This window comes from Pirellulales bacterium, from assembly GCA_036267355.1.
Taxonomy (GTDB): domain Bacteria; phylum Planctomycetota; class Planctomycetia; order Pirellulales; family DATAWG01; genus DATAWG01.
This window is the reverse complement of record DATAWG010000069.1, coordinates 1-16,830: the sequence shown is the minus strand read 5'-3', so window position 1 is coordinate 16,830 and position 16,830 is coordinate 1. Positions and strand designations below refer to the sequence as shown.

16 protein-coding genes are annotated in these 16,830 nt (G+C 62.2%); 9 read left to right on the top strand and 7 right to left on the bottom strand.

Translation table 11 applies throughout. The annotated features are described in order from the left end of the window. Positions 1 to 98: 98 nt before the first annotated feature. Positions 99 to 473 (top strand): hypothetical protein, encoded by a 375-nt coding sequence (locus VHX65_10595; protein ID HEX3998989.1) that lies wholly within the window; start codon positions 99 to 101, stop codon positions 471 to 473. A 33-nt stretch (positions 474 to 506) separates the two neighbouring features. On the opposite strand, the gene VHX65_10590 is transcribed toward VHX65_10595, so the two are convergent. The 3 genes from VHX65_10590 to VHX65_10580 all read right to left on the bottom strand — a co-directional run bounded on the left by VHX65_10590 (position 507) and on the right by VHX65_10580 (position 2,773). Next, on the bottom strand, positions 507 to 1,550 hold the full coding sequence (locus tag VHX65_10590; GenBank protein HEX3998988.1) for an ROK family protein: 1,044 nt from the start codon (positions 1,548 to 1,550) through the stop codon (positions 507 to 509). 134 nt (positions 1,551 to 1,684) lie between these two features. After that, the gene (locus VHX65_10585) at positions 1,685 to 2,089 is read right to left on the bottom strand and encodes a four helix bundle protein (protein HEX3998987.1); all 405 of its coding nucleotides are present in this window, start codon (positions 2,087 to 2,089) and stop codon (positions 1,685 to 1,687) included. 51 nt (positions 2,090 to 2,140) lie between these two features. Then, positions 2,141 to 2,773 carry an SIS domain-containing protein gene (locus VHX65_10580; protein HEX3998986.1) on the bottom strand — a complete coding sequence of 211 codons (633 nt, stop codon included), beginning with the start codon at positions 2,771 to 2,773 and terminating at the stop codon, positions 2,141 to 2,143. 224 nt (positions 2,774 to 2,997) lie between these two features. Here VHX65_10580 and VHX65_10575 point away from each other — a divergent pair, with 224 nt between their 5' ends. After that, entirely contained in the window at positions 2,998 to 4,398 is a 1,401-nt protein-coding gene (locus tag VHX65_10575; protein HEX3998985.1) for an MFS transporter, read from the top strand. Between the two features lie 374 nt (positions 4,399 to 4,772). Continuing rightward, complete coding sequence (locus VHX65_10570; GenBank protein ID HEX3998984.1) at positions 4,773 to 5,363, top strand: histidine phosphatase family protein; 591 nt, start codon at positions 4,773 to 4,775, stop codon at positions 5,361 to 5,363. 184 nt (positions 5,364 to 5,547) lie between these two features. On the opposite strand, the gene VHX65_10565 is transcribed toward VHX65_10570, so the two are convergent. From VHX65_10565 to VHX65_10555, 3 genes are all read right to left on the bottom strand, one after another. Further along, positions 5,548 to 7,506: a PDZ domain-containing protein gene (locus VHX65_10565; protein HEX3998983.1), complete on the bottom strand. Its 1,959-nt coding sequence runs from the start codon at positions 7,504 to 7,506 to the stop codon at positions 5,548 to 5,550. Between the two features lie 472 nt (positions 7,507 to 7,978). Next, positions 7,979 to 9,319 carry a phosphomethylpyrimidine synthase ThiC gene (gene thiC, locus VHX65_10560; protein ID HEX3998982.1) on the bottom strand — a complete coding sequence of 447 codons (1,341 nt, stop codon included), beginning with the start codon at positions 9,317 to 9,319 and terminating at the stop codon, positions 7,979 to 7,981. A 307-nt stretch (positions 9,320 to 9,626) separates the two neighbouring features. Further along, positions 9,627 to 10,790 carry a M20/M25/M40 family metallo-hydrolase gene (locus tag VHX65_10555; GenBank protein HEX3998981.1) on the bottom strand — a complete coding sequence of 388 codons (1,164 nt, stop codon included), beginning with the start codon at positions 10,788 to 10,790 and terminating at the stop codon, positions 9,627 to 9,629. 173 nt (positions 10,791 to 10,963) lie between these two features. Here VHX65_10555 and VHX65_10550 point away from each other — a divergent pair, with 173 nt between their 5' ends. The 4 genes from VHX65_10550 to VHX65_10535 all read left to right on the top strand — a co-directional run bounded on the left by VHX65_10550 (position 10,964) and on the right by VHX65_10535 (position 14,096). Further along, positions 10,964 to 11,407 carry a hypothetical protein gene (locus VHX65_10550; GenBank protein HEX3998980.1) on the top strand — a complete coding sequence of 148 codons (444 nt, stop codon included), beginning with the start codon at positions 10,964 to 10,966 and terminating at the stop codon, positions 11,405 to 11,407. 153 nt (positions 11,408 to 11,560) lie between these two features. Next, a complete protein-coding gene (locus tag VHX65_10545) occupies positions 11,561 to 12,076 on the top strand; it encodes a hypothetical protein (protein HEX3998979.1) in 516 nt (171 codons plus the stop codon). Positions 12,077 to 12,389: 313 nt separating this feature from the next. Then, positions 12,390 to 12,728 carry a hypothetical protein gene (locus VHX65_10540; protein HEX3998978.1) on the top strand — a complete coding sequence of 113 codons (339 nt, stop codon included), beginning with the start codon at positions 12,390 to 12,392 and terminating at the stop codon, positions 12,726 to 12,728. Between the two features lie 72 nt (positions 12,729 to 12,800). Continuing rightward, positions 12,801 to 14,096, top strand: a complete 1,296-nt coding sequence (locus VHX65_10535; GenBank protein HEX3998977.1) for a helix-turn-helix domain-containing protein — start codon at positions 12,801 to 12,803, stop codon at positions 14,094 to 14,096. Positions 14,097 to 14,175: 79 nt separating this feature from the next. Here VHX65_10535 and VHX65_10530 read toward each other — a convergent pair whose 3' ends face one another. Further along, entirely contained in the window at positions 14,176 to 14,385 is a 210-nt protein-coding gene (locus VHX65_10530) for a BON domain-containing protein (GenBank protein ID HEX3998976.1), read from the bottom strand. A gap of 319 nt (positions 14,386 to 14,704) precedes the next feature. Between VHX65_10530 and VHX65_10525 the strand changes: the two genes are divergently transcribed. Both VHX65_10525 and VHX65_10520 read left to right on the top strand, forming a co-directional pair. Continuing rightward, entirely contained in the window at positions 14,705 to 14,875 is a 171-nt protein-coding gene (locus tag VHX65_10525) for a hypothetical protein (protein ID HEX3998975.1), read from the top strand. Positions 14,876 to 15,000: 125 nt separating this feature from the next. Continuing rightward, a complete protein-coding gene (locus VHX65_10520) occupies positions 15,001 to 16,296 on the top strand; it encodes an MFS transporter (protein ID HEX3998974.1) in 1,296 nt (431 codons plus the stop codon). Positions 16,297 to 16,830 lie beyond the last annotated feature (534 nt).

Below are 16,830 nucleotides of genomic sequence, written 5' to 3'. Positions count from 1 at the left end.
CATCGAGCAAGCGTGCGTCAAGCGGCGTGCGTCCCTCGCTAACGCTTCGGGCTAGTGTCGTCAACATTACAAATTCGACATTCGTTATTTCCCCTGCCATGGCCAAGTGCGAAGAAGGTTATCTGTGTGACGTGTGCGGCGACGACGTGGAAAATCTTGTCGATAGCGATCTGTATTTGCGCTATGTCATCGGCCAGCTCGATCCGGAAACACTTCACACCACGCGCGAGCGCCACATCCGCTGCAATCCGGTTTTGGCGCAATTCATCGTGGCCGACGATTTCGAGCCGGTCGCTGTGGAAGGGCCGTTCGACAAACGGAAGCTCGATCCACAATACGTGCGGCAGCAAGAAATCTTGACGACCCGCGGTTGGGGCCGCCTGCACGAACTCGCCGGCCTCGAGCTGCCGATTCTCGACTACCCATTGCCCGACGTGCGCGCGGAAATCGAGCGCCGCGCGAAAAGCGGCTGACCATCTCGAATCGCGCCTCGCGGTCTCAAAGCCTCACAGCCTTTTCTCTTCTGCCGCTGCCGCCAGCGCCAGTGCCCCGTGCAGCACCACTTGCTCGCCGAGCGCTGCCGGAACAACCTCGTAGCTCTGCAGAAGCGGCGGAAAGACATACCGCTCGACAGCGCTGCGCAGCGGGGCGAAGAACAGCGATTCGCCGATTTGCGCCACGCCGCCCCCCACCACCACCACTTGCGGCGCCAACAGCGTGATCACTTGCGCAATTGCCCAGCCGAGCACTCCGCAAGCGTTTTGCAGAATCGCGATGGCCAACTGATTGCCGTCGCCGGCGGCTTGAGCCACGAGCTTTGCCGTCACCTGCTCGAGCATTCCGTCGGCCCGGGCCATGAGATCGGCCGCAAATTCTTCCGTCACTTCCTCGACCTGCAACAGCCGCTCACGGCCCGAATCGTGTTTGCCGTGCCGGATCGGGTCTCCCAGCGGCGGAAACGGGTGCAGCATCGGCTCGGCAAGCCGCGATTGAGCGGCGGCGGCAATTCCCCAACCGCTCGCCATCGACTCGACCGTGTCGTCCGGCCGTTCGGCGTGCAATCCGGGGCGAAGATGGCCGATCTCCGCTGCCGCCGATCCGCTGCCGCGATAAATCTGGCCGTCCAAGATGAGTCCGCCGCCGATACCGCTGCCGACCGTGACATAAAAAACCACGCGGCGGCCATGGCCAGCGCCAAACTTCGCTTCGGCCAACCCCGCCACATCGCAATCGTTGCCCACTTCTGCCGGCACCTTGAAGGTGCGCTGGCACCATTCGGCGAGCGGAAAGTCGTGCCAACCTTCGATCTGATGGCTGCGGATGATCCGCCCGGTGTGCGGATCGATGGGCCCGCCAAAACCGATGCCGATGCGGCGCACAGGAAACCGCGCCGCGAGTGCCGCGGCCTCGGCCTCGATCCGGCTGAGAATGCCGACCGCCCCGGCCGCCGGATCGACCTCCAATCGCGACAGCGCGACCGGCTGCGAACCATCGCCGGCTCCCACGCCGATTTGCAACTTCGTCCCGCCGATTTCAATGCCGAGAAACATCAGAGGAAGGGTGAGGGTGAGGGGAGGGGACAGGACGAAAGCGACGGACTAAAGCTTTGCGCGGAGGGCGCGGCGGAGGCCGAGGAGCATAGGGTTAGGGGTGAGGGAGTAGGGACGAGAAGGCTCTGGGCGGATCAAAGCTTGGCACGAAGGGATCGGCGGAGGCCGGAAAGCATTTTGCCCAATTCGCCGAAACTGGAAAGCAAATTCTCCACCGGCAGAGAGCCGGCGTAATTCAGCTTCGCCGAGAGGAGCAATTGGGTTTCGAGTTCCGCGAGGGATCCGGCGGCAATCGAGATGTGGTGCAAATACTCTTTCGTTGATTCGCGTTTGTTCCCTTCCGCGATATTCGATGGCACCGAGACAGCCGCGCGCTGCATCTGGCTGGCAAGTCCATACAGTTCGTGCTTCGGAAAAATCGCAGTTAGCTGATAGATCTGAGCGGCAACATCCATCGCAAGCTGCCAAACGTTCAATTCCCGAAATCCGTGCGCCCGCGATTCCGCCTCCATGCTCCCCTCCTTAATCGTGCGTTTCAAAAATCGTAACCGTATCCCCTACCCCCTAACCCTATCCCCTGACCCTACCCCCTAACCCTCTCCCCTGACCCTACCCCCTAGCTCATGCCTTCCCTCGCCGTTGATGCGGGCATACACATCGTTTAGCACCCAGTGGAAGAGGGCCAGATGGATGCTTTCGACCATGCCCATATCGTTCAGCGGGACATGCAACGAATGCGTCGCGAGTTGGCGGAGCTTGCCGCCTTCGTAGCCGGTCAGGCCGAGCGTTTTCAGGCCGTGGCGGTTGGCCCAATCCACGGCGGCGAGCACATTCGGGCTGTTGCCCGATCCGCTGATCGCGATGACAAGATCGCCGGGGCGGCCGTAGTTCATCAGTTGCTGGACGAAGATCTGGTCGTAGCCGCAGTCGTTGCCCACCGCGAGAATCCAGCCTAGATTGTCGGTCAGGCTCATCACCTTGAGCCGCTGCCGGCCTTCATCGCCCAGGTGTTCGGGCCGCAAGGTGCTCTTGCCGAGATCTTCGCACATGTGCGTGGCAGTGGTGCCGCTGCCGCCATTGCCGAAGATGTAGACGAACTGCTCGTTCTTCCAAGCGTCGAACAGCAGATCGGCCCAGCCATGCAGTTGGGCCAGATCGATGCGGCCTAGTTCTTCAGTGATCCGGCGAATATAGGCGGCGGCGTCGAGCGTGGCCCCCAGCATCAATAGCTCTCCAAAGATGGACTGTTTGCGAATCGAAGTTGGATGCTATTCTACTTGAGCCTTATGCCGCCCGAAAGCATTCGGCGAGCCGGAGCGAAACCAGTCAGAGCCTGTGAAGGAATGGGGGACTGGCTCCGAACTCGGCGGGGCGAAGGATCGCCAAGAACGGCCGGCTTGAGGTGCCTGTTCCGATTCTTTCACATCCCCGCACCCCACGGCAGCGCGTGAGCATTGCACACAACGATCCGAATCCGTATCGCAGCCCGCAGCCGCGCGACCGCCCGGCGTTGCCGCGAGTGGGCGCTTTCGCCTGGTGGGCGCTGGCCTTGCTGCTGGCGATCAATCTGTTCAACTACATCGACCGGCTCGTGTTGGCCGGCGTCGTGCCCGATATTCAAGCCGATTTTCACGCCAGCGACACGCAAGTCGGCTGGTTGCAAACCGCGTTTCTGTTGAGCTACATGCTCACCGCGCCGGTGTTCGGCTGGCTTGCCGATCGTTACAACCGCTGGGTGATTGTCGGCGTCGGCGTCGCGCTGTGGAGCCTTGCCTCGGGAGCGTCGGGCCTCGCCACCGGCATCGGCATGATGCTCGGCACTCGGCTGTTCGTCGGCGTTGGCGAAGCGGCTTACGGCCCGCTCGCCCCGACGATTCTGAGCGATTTGTTTCCGATCGAGCGGCGCGGCCGCGTGTTGGCCCTGTTCTATTGCGCGATTCCGGTCGGCAGCGCGCTGGGCTACGAATTGGCGAGCCTCGTCGTCGGGGCCGGCTATTCATGGCGCACGGCGTTTTACTGTGTGCTGCCGCCGGGATTGCTGCTGGGATTTCTGGCGATGGCCCACCGCGACGTGCCCCGCGGCGCCGCCGACCGCACCAGCGACGGCAGCCGCGTTCCGCACCGCAAGGCCCGGCTCGTCGATTACGAGCAACTGCTGAAAACGCCGTCGTACGTGCTGAACACGCTCGGCATGGCGGCGATGACATTCGCCCTCGGCGGCATCGCTTATTGGATGCCGAAATATATCGTCTGGCGGCAAGGCATTCCGCAAGGCGGACCGCTCGATTTCCACGACCGCGCCGCAACTGCCGCCGCCCTGTCGCACGCCAATGGCTTTTTTGGCCCGATCATCGTCGTCTCTGGGCTCGCGGGCACGCTCGTCGGCGGCTGGCTCGGCGACCGGCTTCGTCCGCGGTTCGGCGGGGCTTATTTTCTCGTCTCGGCGATCGGCATGTTCATCGGCTTTCCGCTCTTTCTGGCTTTGCCCTGGGTGCCATTTCCGGCCGCTTGGATTTTGATTTTCATCACCGCCTTCGCGCTGTTCATCAACACGGGGCCAACGAATACGATTCTGGCGAACGTCGTGCATCCATCGATCCGCGCGGCCGCTTTTGCCTTGAACATTTTCATCATCCATGCCCTCGGCGACGCCATCAGCCCACCGCTAATCGGCGCGGTGAGTAGTGCCTTCGGCAAGCACGACGGCGGCGTGTGGAGCGCGAATATGAACGCCGGGTTCATGGCCATCGCCGTTTCGATCCTGATCAGCGGCCTGTTTTGGCTCTGGGGTGGCCGGCATCTCGAACGCGATACCGAGCTGGCCCCGACTCGCATCTCGGCCGAATAGCCCGGGGATGGATTAAGCAGAATCGCGGACCATTTTTCCGCAGAAGCCCGACGCGCTAGCGAGGGAATAGAAGCCCGACGCGCTAGCGAGGGAATAGAAGCCCGACGCGTTAGCGAGGGAATAGAAGCCCGACGCGCTAGCGAGGGAGCCACCGGGACTCATCCTCGCTAACGCTTCGGGCTAGTATGCTGATTGGTGAATTCTGAGGCGTAGCTCAGCCCACAAGCCACACAGTAAATTGCCTGCTGACGAAATCCTCGTGCCGCCCGACTGCTCTTTTAACAGTCTCCCATTAAAAGCATGCACCCGCTTGACAATGATCCAACGGTGCGGTCCTGTCCCGCTCCACACAATCCCGGCAAGGAATAAGAATCATGCTGATCGCGCGATCGCGTTTGAGATCGATCGGGCTTTTGTTTCTGATCGCGACGATCGATACCGGTGGAGCATTGCGGGCTCACGATCGCTCCGCTCCCGGCCCGCGCGTGGTGATGATTATCCGCCATGCCGAGAAGCCCGAGAAAGAAGGGGAAAAAGACCCGAACCTTTCCAAACGCGGCTTTGAACGCGCCGAGGCCCTGGCCAAGGCGATTCCCGAGCATTTTCCCAAGCCCGATTTTCTGATCGCCACCAAGCGATCGAAGAGCAGCAACCGCCCCGCCGAAACGATCACGCCCCTTTCCAACGCCTTGCATGAACCGATCGAAGCCAAATTCAAAGACGACGATTATGCTCGCGTCGCCCGAGAAGTGCTGAGCGATCCGAAATACGCGGGCAAGGTCGTGTTGATCGCCTGGCACCACGGCAAAATTCCCGAGCTGGCGAAGGCGCTAGGCGCCAAAGATGCGCCGGCCAAATGGAAATCGAGCGTCTTTGATCGCGTCTGGGAAATCGACTACCAAAACGGCACGGCCACTTTGAAAAACCTCCCCGAAAACGCCCTGCCCGGCGATTCGCAGAACTAACCACCGAGTCACCGCGCGGCCTTTGGCCGCAACCAAAGTAGCAGGCACACTCCGTGTGCCGTCTGCGCTCCGCCATGTCTTGCGCATGGTACAGGGCAGACGGCACACGGAGTTGTGCCTGCTACGATTGAGCGGTGTGGCCGATCGGGAGCATCGACCACGGCGAATCGCTGGCGGCGTCGGATCATTTCGCCGGCTGCAGTTCGATCTTCCGCAGGTTCATCACGTGCGAGTTCGGCTTCGTCGTGGGGCGCACCGCGATTGTGATTCGGCCGGGCTTGGCGATTTCAATCAGGCCGAGTTTGTCTGCTTTGAAAACGGTCCAATCGCCGGTCGGTTTGACGACGCCCGTCACGCTCGCGTCTTTCTCTGGCCCGGCCGAAACGCCATAGTTGGCCCCCGCAAGATCGTTGGGGCACGAACTGCTGACGGCAACCTGAAACTTGCCCGGCCGATCGACCTGCACGTCCCAATCGATCCAATCCTGTTGGTTCGACCAATAGCCGATGCACTTCTTGTCGGCGTCCATTTCATAGCGGACCTGGTCGCCGTGACAATTGGCATCGACCGCGTCGAGCGAAATGCCGCCGTCGGCTGCCTGGTGCACGACCGCCTTGGGAATCAATTGGCTGATCCGGAAGTCTTTGACGTCGACGGTCATGCCGACGATCTTCATCGCGAAGCCGACATTGCCGACCGCCGGATCGATGGGAACGTAGAGCACCCGGTGGCCATTGACAAAAATCTCCCCTTCGCCGCCGAGCCGCAGCAGCCGCACTTCGATCACCTGCTTGCCATCCAGCCGGACTGAATGATCTTCGCAGTAGGCGTCGGTTCCAGTGATTCCGCTATGACTGAACTCGATGTCTTGCGACGGCAAATTCGGGTCGCCCGTGAACGCGAGAAAAAGCAAATTGGGTGCCCGCGCCTCGCCGATCAATGGCGAGCTGTTGCCGGCGACGGTCGTCGCTTCGTCGGCGAGCCAAAGTTGCACGATCTGGGCATAATCGGTCGGCTTGTTGTCGGTGTAGCGGATCGTCATTTTCCACACCGCTTCCACGTCGCGCACGGGCGATGCGGGCTTGTACGCCAAAAAGTTGAAATAGCTCGACGGCAGGCTGAGCATGAACGACGTGCGGCCCTTCAGAAAGTCTTTGAATTCCTTGGCCGTCCATTCGTTCGCCGGTTCTAAAATCGGCGTGAGGTTGAGTCGCCGCAAGTTGGCCGCTTGCTCGATCGGCTCGGGCAGGCAACGCTCGGTGTCTGGGCGGGCCCGATGCATCTTGGCCAGCCGGTCCAGCATTTCCGGATCGGGCTGGCCGCGAAACTGGTCGTGATAATCGCGCAGCACCGCCGCGGCGACGTCCAATTTGTAGTTGGCGATCGCCACGCGATAGAGCAGCTCAGGATTGAGCTGCCCCTTCGACTTCGTGCGATGATCCACCAGCGCGCTCCAGACAAAATCCATCGCGGCCTCGTTCCGGCCTTGCGAATAGGCGATCTCCGCTCCCACGCCGTCGAGCAATTGATCGGGCACGAGCCCCGCCGCCACGGCGCGATGCAAGGCCGTCTCCGCCAGATCGGGATTCGTGCTCCGCTCGAGAATCCCGACCAACACCTCCTTATCCCAGTGCGGAGCGCGCGCCGAGCGGCGCAGATATTCGCTCTCCGGCCGCCATAGGAAACGCGTGTTGAATCCGACCGGGCCGGGCTGGATGGTCGCCTCCTTCGTTTGACCGTCCTTGGTGACATACGTCATCGTTTGCGGCCGATCGTCGCGGCGGTGCCATTCGCTGCCCCAAAGCTGCTCGCCGTCGAGCTTCGTGATCAAATCGCCGGGCTGCAAACCGATCTTCGCGGCAGGCGAATTTGGCGTCACATCGACAATCCAACTTCCCACCACCTGCCGATCGGCTTTCACCAGCGCCGGGATATCGATCTTCGCCGCCGCTTGCTCGAATTGCCGCGCGTAGTCGTCCGGCTTGAGCACCTCGCGAAACGCAGGCGGCCGCTTCGGCTTCGACCATTCGATCGGATCGACCGCAACGGGTTTTTCCGGCTCATCGCCATGCACGCGCGCCGCAAGACCCGCCGCGATGATCGCTCCCGCCGCAATCCAGCAAACCGCAGATTTCCGCGCCATGGCCTTCTCCCCAAAACCGCTTGCCACACCGATCCGAAGCGCCTGCGAAGCCGGTTTGGCAAGCATTGCAAACCCCCGTTCCGGCGACGGCGGCCAGTCCGAAAGTATAACGTCGCCGCGAACGACGGTGAATCAAATCGCCGGCCGAGCGATGTCTCCCCGCCGTTGGCCCGCGGCGCAAGCAAGGAAAGCGTTGTGTAAACCTGCCGCCCCCAAGAGCAGAAGTACGAAGCACACGAATTCGAAGACAGCGAAACCACCGATTACACGGATGAACACCGATAAGAGAAGAATTCTTGGCCAGCGGATTGGATGTCCCGCGTCTCTCTTCTCATCCGTGTAAATCCGTGTGATCCGTGGTTGAATTGTCTTCGTCGTCTTCGTCGTCTTTCGCGGCGTTCGTGTCGTTCGTGGTTCCCTGCCTTCGTATCCGTGTTCTTCCGTGCGATCCGTGGTTGAACTGCCTTCGTCGTTAGCTGCCGGCGTTCGCCGTCGGCAGCGGTTCGCCCACGACTGCCTCCCCGCTCATCGCCCGGATTTCTTCGGTGATCTTCATCGAGCAGTATTTCGGGCCGCACATGCTGCAGAAGTGGGCGCTTTTGAAGACGTCTTGCGGGAGGGTTTCGTCGTGCATCCGCCTTGCCGTCTCGGGGTCGAGCGAGAGGCGGAATTGTTCGTTCCAGTCGAACGCAAATCTCGCGCGGCTCAAGGCGTCGTCGCGGTCGCGGGCTCCGGGGCGGTGGCGGGCCAGGTCGGCGGCGTGGGCGGCGATTTTGTAGGCGATCACGCCCTGCTTCACGTCCTCACGGTCCGGCAGGCCGAGATGTTCTTTCGGCGTCACGTAGCAGAGCATTGCGGCGCCGCTCCAGCCGGCCAAGGCGGCGCCGATCGCGCTGGTGATATGGTCGTAGCCGGGAGCGATGTCGGTGACCAATGGTCCGAGCACATAGAACGGCGCTTCGTGGCACCATTCGATCTGCCGCTTGACGTTCATCTCGATCTGGTCCATCGGGATATGGCCCGGCCCTTCGACCATCACCTGCGTGCCGCGCTCCCAAGCGCGGCGAGTCAGTTCGCCGAGCACCTTAAGTTCCGCGAATTGGGCTTCGTCGCTGGCGTCGGCGATCGAGCCAGGACGGAGACTGTCGCCGAGGCTCCAGGTGACGTCGTAGGCCCGGAGGATTTCGCACAGGTCGTCGAAATGCGTGTAGAGCGGGTTCTGCTCGCGATGGGTCATCATCCACTTGGCGATCAGCGAGCCGCCGCGGCTGACGATGCCGGTCACGCGGCGCGTGGTCAGGTGCAAATGCTCGAGCAGCACGCCGCAATGGACCGTGAAATAATCGACCCCTTGCTTGGCCTGATGCTCGCACATGTCCAAGAAGTGTTGCGGGCGCATGTCTTCGATATTGCCGCCCAGCTCTTCGAGCATCTGATAGATGGGCACGGTGCCGATCGGCACGGGCGAAGCGTCGATGATCGCCTGGCGGATGCGGTCGATATCTTTGCCTGTGGAAAGATCCATCACCGTGTCGGACCCGAAGTGGACGGCGGTGTGCAGTTTTTCCAGTTCGGCGTCGACGTCGCTGGTGACGGCCGAGTTGCCGATGTTGGCATTAATTTTGGTGCGGGCGGCGATGCCGATGCCCATCGGCTCGAGCCGCTTCGTGAGATGCACGATATTGGCGGGGATGACCATCCGGCCGCGCGCGACTTCCGAGCGGACCAGCTCCGGTTCGAGGCTTTCGCGCCGAGCGACGAATTCCATTTCAGGCGTGATCTGTCCGGCACGAGCAAGTTCGATTTGGGTCATGTTAGGGGCGAGGGGCTAGGGGCGAGAAAATGCGGCCAGGGGTCGGTTCAGGCCATCGTACCGCTAGGGGGACGCTTGGGGAAGTATCCGCGGACGACGAACGACGAGGGCAACTGGCGAGGGCAGCTCAAGCAAAGTCGCGGAGACAATCGAGGCGAACAAGCGTGGAGGAAGCCGACGCTATTTGTCGGTACGTAGCTATCGCCGGCAATCTTTCGTCATTCGTGCTTCGTCATTCTTTAGACATTCGTCATCCGGCATTCGTCATTCGCCCACCGCTGCCCCCAGCGGCTCCGCGTGAGAAAAATTAGTTCTCGCTGACCGTCGCGAGCCGCAACGCCACTTGGCAGGCGGTGCGGAAGGCGGCGATGTCGAGGCGCTCGGCGGGGGTGTGGGGGCCGATTTGGCCGCAGCCGAGCGTGACCGTAGGGATGCCGCGGGCGGAGAGCCAGTTGGCGTCTAGCCCGCCGTTGCTCACCGAGCGCACCGGCGCGAGGCCGAGCGCGCGCGCCGCTTCTTCCGCCGCGAGCACCGAGGCATCGTCGTCCGCGAGCCGGAAGGCTTCATAATCGAGCCGGCCGTCGATTGCCACGTCGCCGCGTTTTCCGTCCGCATTGCAGACTTGCTTCGCCGCCCGGCGAAATGCGGTTTCGAATGCCCGGATGATCCGGCCGCGAAATGCCGGATCGTGGCTGCGGGCCTCGGCTTTGAGGCGAACGTGATTGGTGACGACGTTCGTGGCCGCGCCGCCTTCGATGAGGCCGATATTGCTCGTGCCGCGCTGTTTGCCTTTGCGCACCTCGCCGTGCCAGCCGTTTTGTTGCAGGTCGGCGATCGCCAAGCCGGCGATGGCAATCGCGCTGATGCCCATCTGCGGCGCGACGCCGGCGTGGCTGGCCAGGCCGGTGATATCGATCGTCATACGATAGCCGCCGGTGGCCCCGATAGTCATGCGTTCGGGCGTGCCGCCGTCGAAATTGAAAGCCAGCTTCGGTGAGCCGAGCAGCGCCAGATCGGCGTGGCGAGCGCCGTGTAGCCCGGTCTCCTCTTGAATCGTCCAGAAAAACGTCAGTGGCGGATGCGCCGGTTTTTCGCGGAGGACCGCCATCGCGGCGGAGAGAATAACCGCGACGCCCGAGCGATCGTCGGCCCCGAGGCCCGTGGCGGGATCGGCGGAGCGGACGAAGCCGTCGTGAATTTCCGGCCGCGAGCCGACGCAGATCGGCACCGTGTCCATATGGGCCAACAGCAAGCGCCGCGGCCGGCGCACGGTGCCGGGCAACCGCAGCACGATATTGCCGGTCGGGCTGGCGACGGGCGTTCGCCGATTGGCGCGATCGGTGCGAATGGCCGCCGGCGGCGCCCCGGCCTTACGCAGATGCTCGGTGATAAATTCGGCGACGGCCCCTTCCTGCCCGCTGACGCCCGGAATCGCCATTAGTTGCAAAACGAGTTCGAGAGGATCAAGCATAGGGACGAGGGGCGAGGGGCGAGGGGCGAGGGGGCGAGCAGATGTGCAGCGGCTTCTTGTCTGGCGGCGGCGCATATCCTATCGTAGCGCAGAATCCCAGGCTACGATCGCTCGTGCGATTGGCCAGCAAAGTGTCCCTCGCCCCTCGTCCCTCGCCCCTCACCCTCGCCCCTATGAAATTTTTTCTCGCCGGGATCATGCAGGGCTCGCATGTCGGGGCCGTGCTGCACAAACAAGACTATCGCGAGCGGATCAAGCAATTGCTCGCCGAACACATCTCCGACGCCGACGTGTACGACCCGCTGGCCGATCACCGGGCGTCGTTGGAATACGACGACGAGCGGGCGCGCGAAGTGTTTTGGCGCCACAATCGCTTGTGCCGCACGGTCGATGTCGTGCTCGCGTTTCTGCCCGAGGCATCAATCGGCACCGCGATCGAGATGTTCGAAGCATACGAGCATGGGCGAATCGTGGTGGCGATCAGCCCGATGCAGCACAATTGGGCGGTGAAGTTTCTCAGCCATTTGCTGTATGCCGACCTGGATGAATTCGAGCGCTCGGTGAAGAGCCACGAGTTCGGCCGCAAGCTGGCGGAGCTAACGCGGCCGCGCGCCTAGCCGCGCGCCCGATTTTCGGCGCGGTCGTTATGGCCGGCACAATCGGAGGACGAGGAAACGGGGGCGACGCACGAGGGGCGAGTGAGACCGTCGTAGCCGGTGCTACAGTTGGGAGGAGCACTTCCGGGAGGCGCGGCGAGCGGGAGCAGTCTTGTGCGACTGTTTGAAACGATTGAGAATTTGGGTGGGACGGCGGATTTTGGCCGGGCGGCCGAGATCGTTCGACAGCGGCGGTATGGGGTGATTGATGCTGTCGAGGGGCACTTGATCGCGGTGCGATTTCGGCCGTGGCCCAAATGGATGTCGCTGCCGGAAGCGATGTTTCTGGGAAACCGGCACCACGACCGCCGCCGAGCCGATCGCTGCCGGGTGTATTTCAATCAGCCCCGGCGATGCTCGAATTTTCTGACCGTACCCTACGTGCTTTGCGGCCGCGGGACACGGCTGGCGACTCTGAATGCCGCACTGGCGGCGCTCGATGAAATTGCTCGAATCAAGCACACCGACGCCCTGCTGGCCGACGTGCTGAACTTCCGCATCTCGCCGCGGGCGCTAGGCCGCTACGGCTGGGCGGCTCACAAACCGAGCCGCTGGCATCGGCACTATATCAAGCGATTCTACGGCGATTATGCTCGGCGAGCGGCGCCGCGCGCTGCGCTTACCGTGTGAGGGGGCGAGGCGCGAAACCGCCAGCGAGGCGCCATCCGCAACGGCATGGAAGCTCGCTTGCGGTTTCGCGAGTGCTGCCACAGGTGTTGCCGGCCCCCTGCCGCCGCGGAGGGCGTTTGGCTCGCGATTTCGCGGGTCTGCCCGAATCCGAATCCGCGGTTCCCCTTGCCCCCCTGTCCGCAGCCCGATAAACTCCGCATCCCCTTAGGTTCTTGCGGCATTTCTGCGGCAAACTCTTGTAATCGATTTCGGGGCTTTTAGAATGGACTAAAGGCCCCAGCTTCACATTCCCCATACGTCCCCGAGGTGACTTATGCGGCAGACTGGACTGGGTGCTCTCATCGGTGCGATTCTCGTGTTGTCGGCCGGCTGGTTGGTGATGTCGCACAACCAGGCGTCGGCCCAGTTGAACGGCCTTCCGGAGCAAGGGGGCGAACTGATTACGCTCACCTCCGCCGCCCCGGAAAATCGCCAGCAGGTGACGGTGATCGATCCACGGTCGCGGAGAATGGCCGTTTATCACGTCGATTCGGCGACCGGCATCGTGTCGCTCAAAAGCGTTCGAAACATCCAATTCGACCTGATGATCTCGGAATTTAACGGCGTCAGCCCGCTGCCGCGCGAAATCCAGTCGATGTTGCAAAACCATTAAGGCCACGCCATTCAGAATCGAGCCGGCCGCAAGCCGGCTCGCGAGGCGCGGCGCATTAGCGAGGAATTGTCCATGGCGATGAAGTTGGTCGATCAAGACGAAGCTGCAAAGATCCTCGGCGTTTCCGTCACCGAGGTGAACACGCTCCGCGAGCAGAAGGCTCTCTTTCCCGTTCGCGACGGCAGCAATTGGAAATACAAGGTCGACGACTTGGAACGCTACAAGGCCGATCGCGATGCGGGCGGCTCCGGCTGGAGCAAACCCGACGATCTGGCAGACATTCCGCTGGAAGTCAACGAACACGTCGAGTCGATTCTGCTCAGCGAAAAAGAACTCGGCCAATCGAGCGAAAGCACCTCGAGCACGATCATCGGCAAGCCTGGTCGAAAGGGTTCGCCGGCCGAAAGCGATCTGCAAATCGCCCCCTTTGCCGACGATTCGTCGCCCAAGGTCGGCGCCAGCGACGTGAGCCTTGCCGCCGGTCTGTCCGGAACCGGTAGCGACGTGAAACTCGTGCTGGGGGGGTCCGACGCGGCGAAGAAAAAGGATTTCGGTTCCCCCAGCGACTTGGATCTACGGCTCGAACCCACCGGCAGCAGCCTGTCGGGCGGTTCGGAACTCAAACTGGCGGATCCCACCGGCAGTTCAAAGACGAAAGCCAAGTCCGGCTCCGACGTCAAAAAGCCGATCGTCGAGGCGAGGAAAAACACCTTCGACGATCTCGATGATCTCAGCCTGGAGGCCGACGACGACGTGCTCGGCGGAAAACCAGGCAGCGATATTACCCGCGGCGCCACCGACAGCGGCATCCATCTGGTCGATCCGAAGGATAGCGGCCTATCGCTCGAACAGCCGCTCGAATTGGGCGGCTCGTCCGTCGAACTGCTTGAATTGGGCGAAGCCGACTCGGCCGGCGCGACGCAGTTGAAATCCGACGACGATTTCCTGCTCACCCCGGTTCAAGAAGATGTCGTGCCCGACGAGTCCGATAGCGGTTCGCAGGTGATCGCGCTGGATTCGGAAGAAGATTTGAGCTCCGGCGCATTTGCCCCTGCCAGTTCGGGCATGGTGGCAATGCTGGAAGAAGACGCGGGCGAAGGAATTCCGACCACGATGCCGGGCAGCGCGGCTGCCGGCAGTGTCGCGGCGGGCGCGGCATTGATGCCTGCTCCTTCAGTGCCCGAGGCGCCGTACAGCGTATGGAATATCGTCGGATTGGTTTGTTGCACGCTGCTCTTGCTAATGACCGGCATCGTGATGCAAGACATGATCCGCAACATGTGGAAGTGGGACGGCCCGGAACCGGTCACGAAGCAGATTACCGATTCGCTGGGCAGCACGGTCGGCTGGATGGAACCGAAGCGATAGCCGGCGCGGCGACCAACGCTCGACGCAATTCACAAACCGCTTGCTCGCACCTCGAACGCCCCGCCCTCGCCCTCGCTGGCTACGTCCAGCTCACTTCCAACTGGTTCTCGATCGCATCGACTCCGGCCACGTCGCGGAGCGATTCCTGGGCCATCTGCTTCTGATAATACGACCGCACGATGCCCTTGAGCGTCACGCGGCCGTCGCTCGCCTCGAAGCGCAAATTGCGGCCCAGCAGATGGGGGTTTTGTTCCAATGCGGTGCGGATTTGATTGTCTAACGGCGACATGCAGATCCCTCGAATATCCTGCCTACCCAATCGACGATGCCTGTTGGACTAAATCGGCAAACCCTAGTGCGTAGGCGAAGCATTATTGCTACAAAAGACAGGCAACTTCGCTAAAGTCGGCCGATGGTGCGGAATGTGTCGGATGGCGCAGCAACGCCACGCGCTTTTGAGCTACGCCGCCCAACCGATGGTCGCGAAGCGAAGTAGCCATTGACCACTTGCGAGGACGGAGGCGTGCCACGCCGGCAAACGCGGCCTGTTCCTCCCGGCTGGCAATTACGAACGACCGTTTCCAAGAGAAAACTTCCCGAGGAACCTCATGCGCGGGTTCGGCCGATTGCTGCAAATAGTGGGCTTGGTTGTCCTGCCCGTGGCCAGTGTGATGCAATTGAGCGGAACCATTTCCGTCGGACGAATGCTCCAGCTACTGGCGATCGGAATTTGTGCGTTCGGCATCGGTTGGATTCTGACGACATACCGGATGGGCTAAGGGCTGCTCGAAAAATACTTTGGTGGCGGGGACGTCCCTCGCTAACGCTTCGCGCCAGCATGAGCAGCAAAGCGATCGCACCGTAGCCGGAAGTGCCCCTCCAACCCGCTGCTGACCATTTCTCCATGCCGTCTTCCGATCCATCTTCCACTTCTCCCGGCGACAATCCGAATCGCTTCGGCGCACTGAGCGTCAGCTCGTTTCGTTACTATTGGTCGGGCAATCTGATTTTGCTGCTTGGCATGCAGATGCAGCGCATCGCCGTGGGGTGGGAGATTTGGAAACGAACCCAATCGGCGGCGGCGCTGGCATGGATCGGCTTGGTCGGCGTGTTGCCGACGATCCTGCTTACGCTGGTGGTGGGGCATGTCGCGGATCGGTTCGATCGCAAGGCGATCATCGGAGTCACGTCGTTGGTGCTCGCCGCGGCAGCGGTCGGATTGGCCGTCGTTTCGTACGATCAAGGCCCGATCCTGGCGACCTACGGCTTCCTGTTGGCCAGCGGCATCGCTCGAGCCTTTCAACGCCCGGCCCAACAGGCCCTGGTGCCGGTGATCGTGCCGCCGGAAACACTGTTTAACGCCATCACGCTGAACAGCAGCGCGTTTCAAATCGCCACCGCCGTCGGGCCGGCGTTGGGCGGAGTGATTATTGCCGTCGGCGGCACGGCGCCCGTCTATTTGGTGCAGGCCGTCGCTGCGGTGGTTTGCTTTGTGCTGCTGTTCGGCGTTCGCGGTAGAAATGCGGCAGCGCGCGGGCAGGTGGCCACGTTGCAAACGTTGATGGCCGGCGTGGTGTTCGTCTTTCGCAACCAAGTGTTGCTCGGAGCGCTGGCGCTCGATCTCTTCGCGGTGCTGCTGGGAGGCGCGACGGCCTTGTTCCCGATTTACGCCGAAAGCATTTTGCACGTCGGCGCGACCGGCCTCGGTTGGATGGAAACAGCCCAGGCCGTCGGAGCGCTGGCGATGGCCTTTTGGCTGGCCAGCCGACCGGCCATGGAACGCTCGGGAGCAACCATGCTATGGGCCGTGGCCGGGTTCGGATTGGCGACGATCGTGTTCGGCATTTCGCGTTGGTTCGGCCTGTCGCTGGCGATGCTGTTTCTCGTCGGAGCGTTCGACAATATCAGCGTCGTCGTGCGGCAAACGTTGATCCAAATGCTCACGCCCGACGAAATGCGCGGCCGCGTGTCGGCGGTGAATAGCATGTTCATCGGCACCTCGAACGATCTGGGAGCGGTCGAATCGGGCCTCGTGGCCTCGTTCACCACGCCGACGATCTCGGTCGTCGCCGGTGGTTGCGGAACAATTGTGGTCGTCGCCCTGGCCGCGGTGATCTGGCCCAAACTCCGCCGCTACGGCCGCCTCGACGGCCGCGCGCCAGAAACCCGCGAAAATCCGCTGCCGGTCGAAGCGCAGTGAAATCGCGAAAGCGTTTCCTGACACCTGCTTCTGCCCGATCACCAATCGCGGCCGCAGGCCGCACCCAACGTAGCAGGCACACTCCGTGTGCCGTCTGCCCCGCTCTGTGCCCAACCCGCCGCGGAGCGCAGACGGCACACGGAGTGTGCCTGCTACGTTGACCGCCTTCAGGCTCGACAAAGCCACATTGGCGACCGCAGCGCGATCGGCGCCGTGGCATTGCCGGGAAATATTGCCGTCGAAATCAAAGCTATCTTCGAAATCGAAGCGGCGTAGCACGCGGCCGCAGGCCGCATCCAACGTAGCAGGCACACTCCGTGTGCCGTCTGCCCCGCTCTGTGCCCAACCCGCCGCGAAGCGCAGACGGCACACGGAGTGTGCCTGCTACGTTGACGCCTTCATTCGAAATTCATCATCGAGCCACACTTTGCGGCATTAGCCTTCAGCCTGTAGCCTCATCCTGCCGCGACGGGCGCCTCTTTCCGCGATTCGTGGTGGTCGATGTTTTGCCACCATTCGCGGGCCATGTCTCGC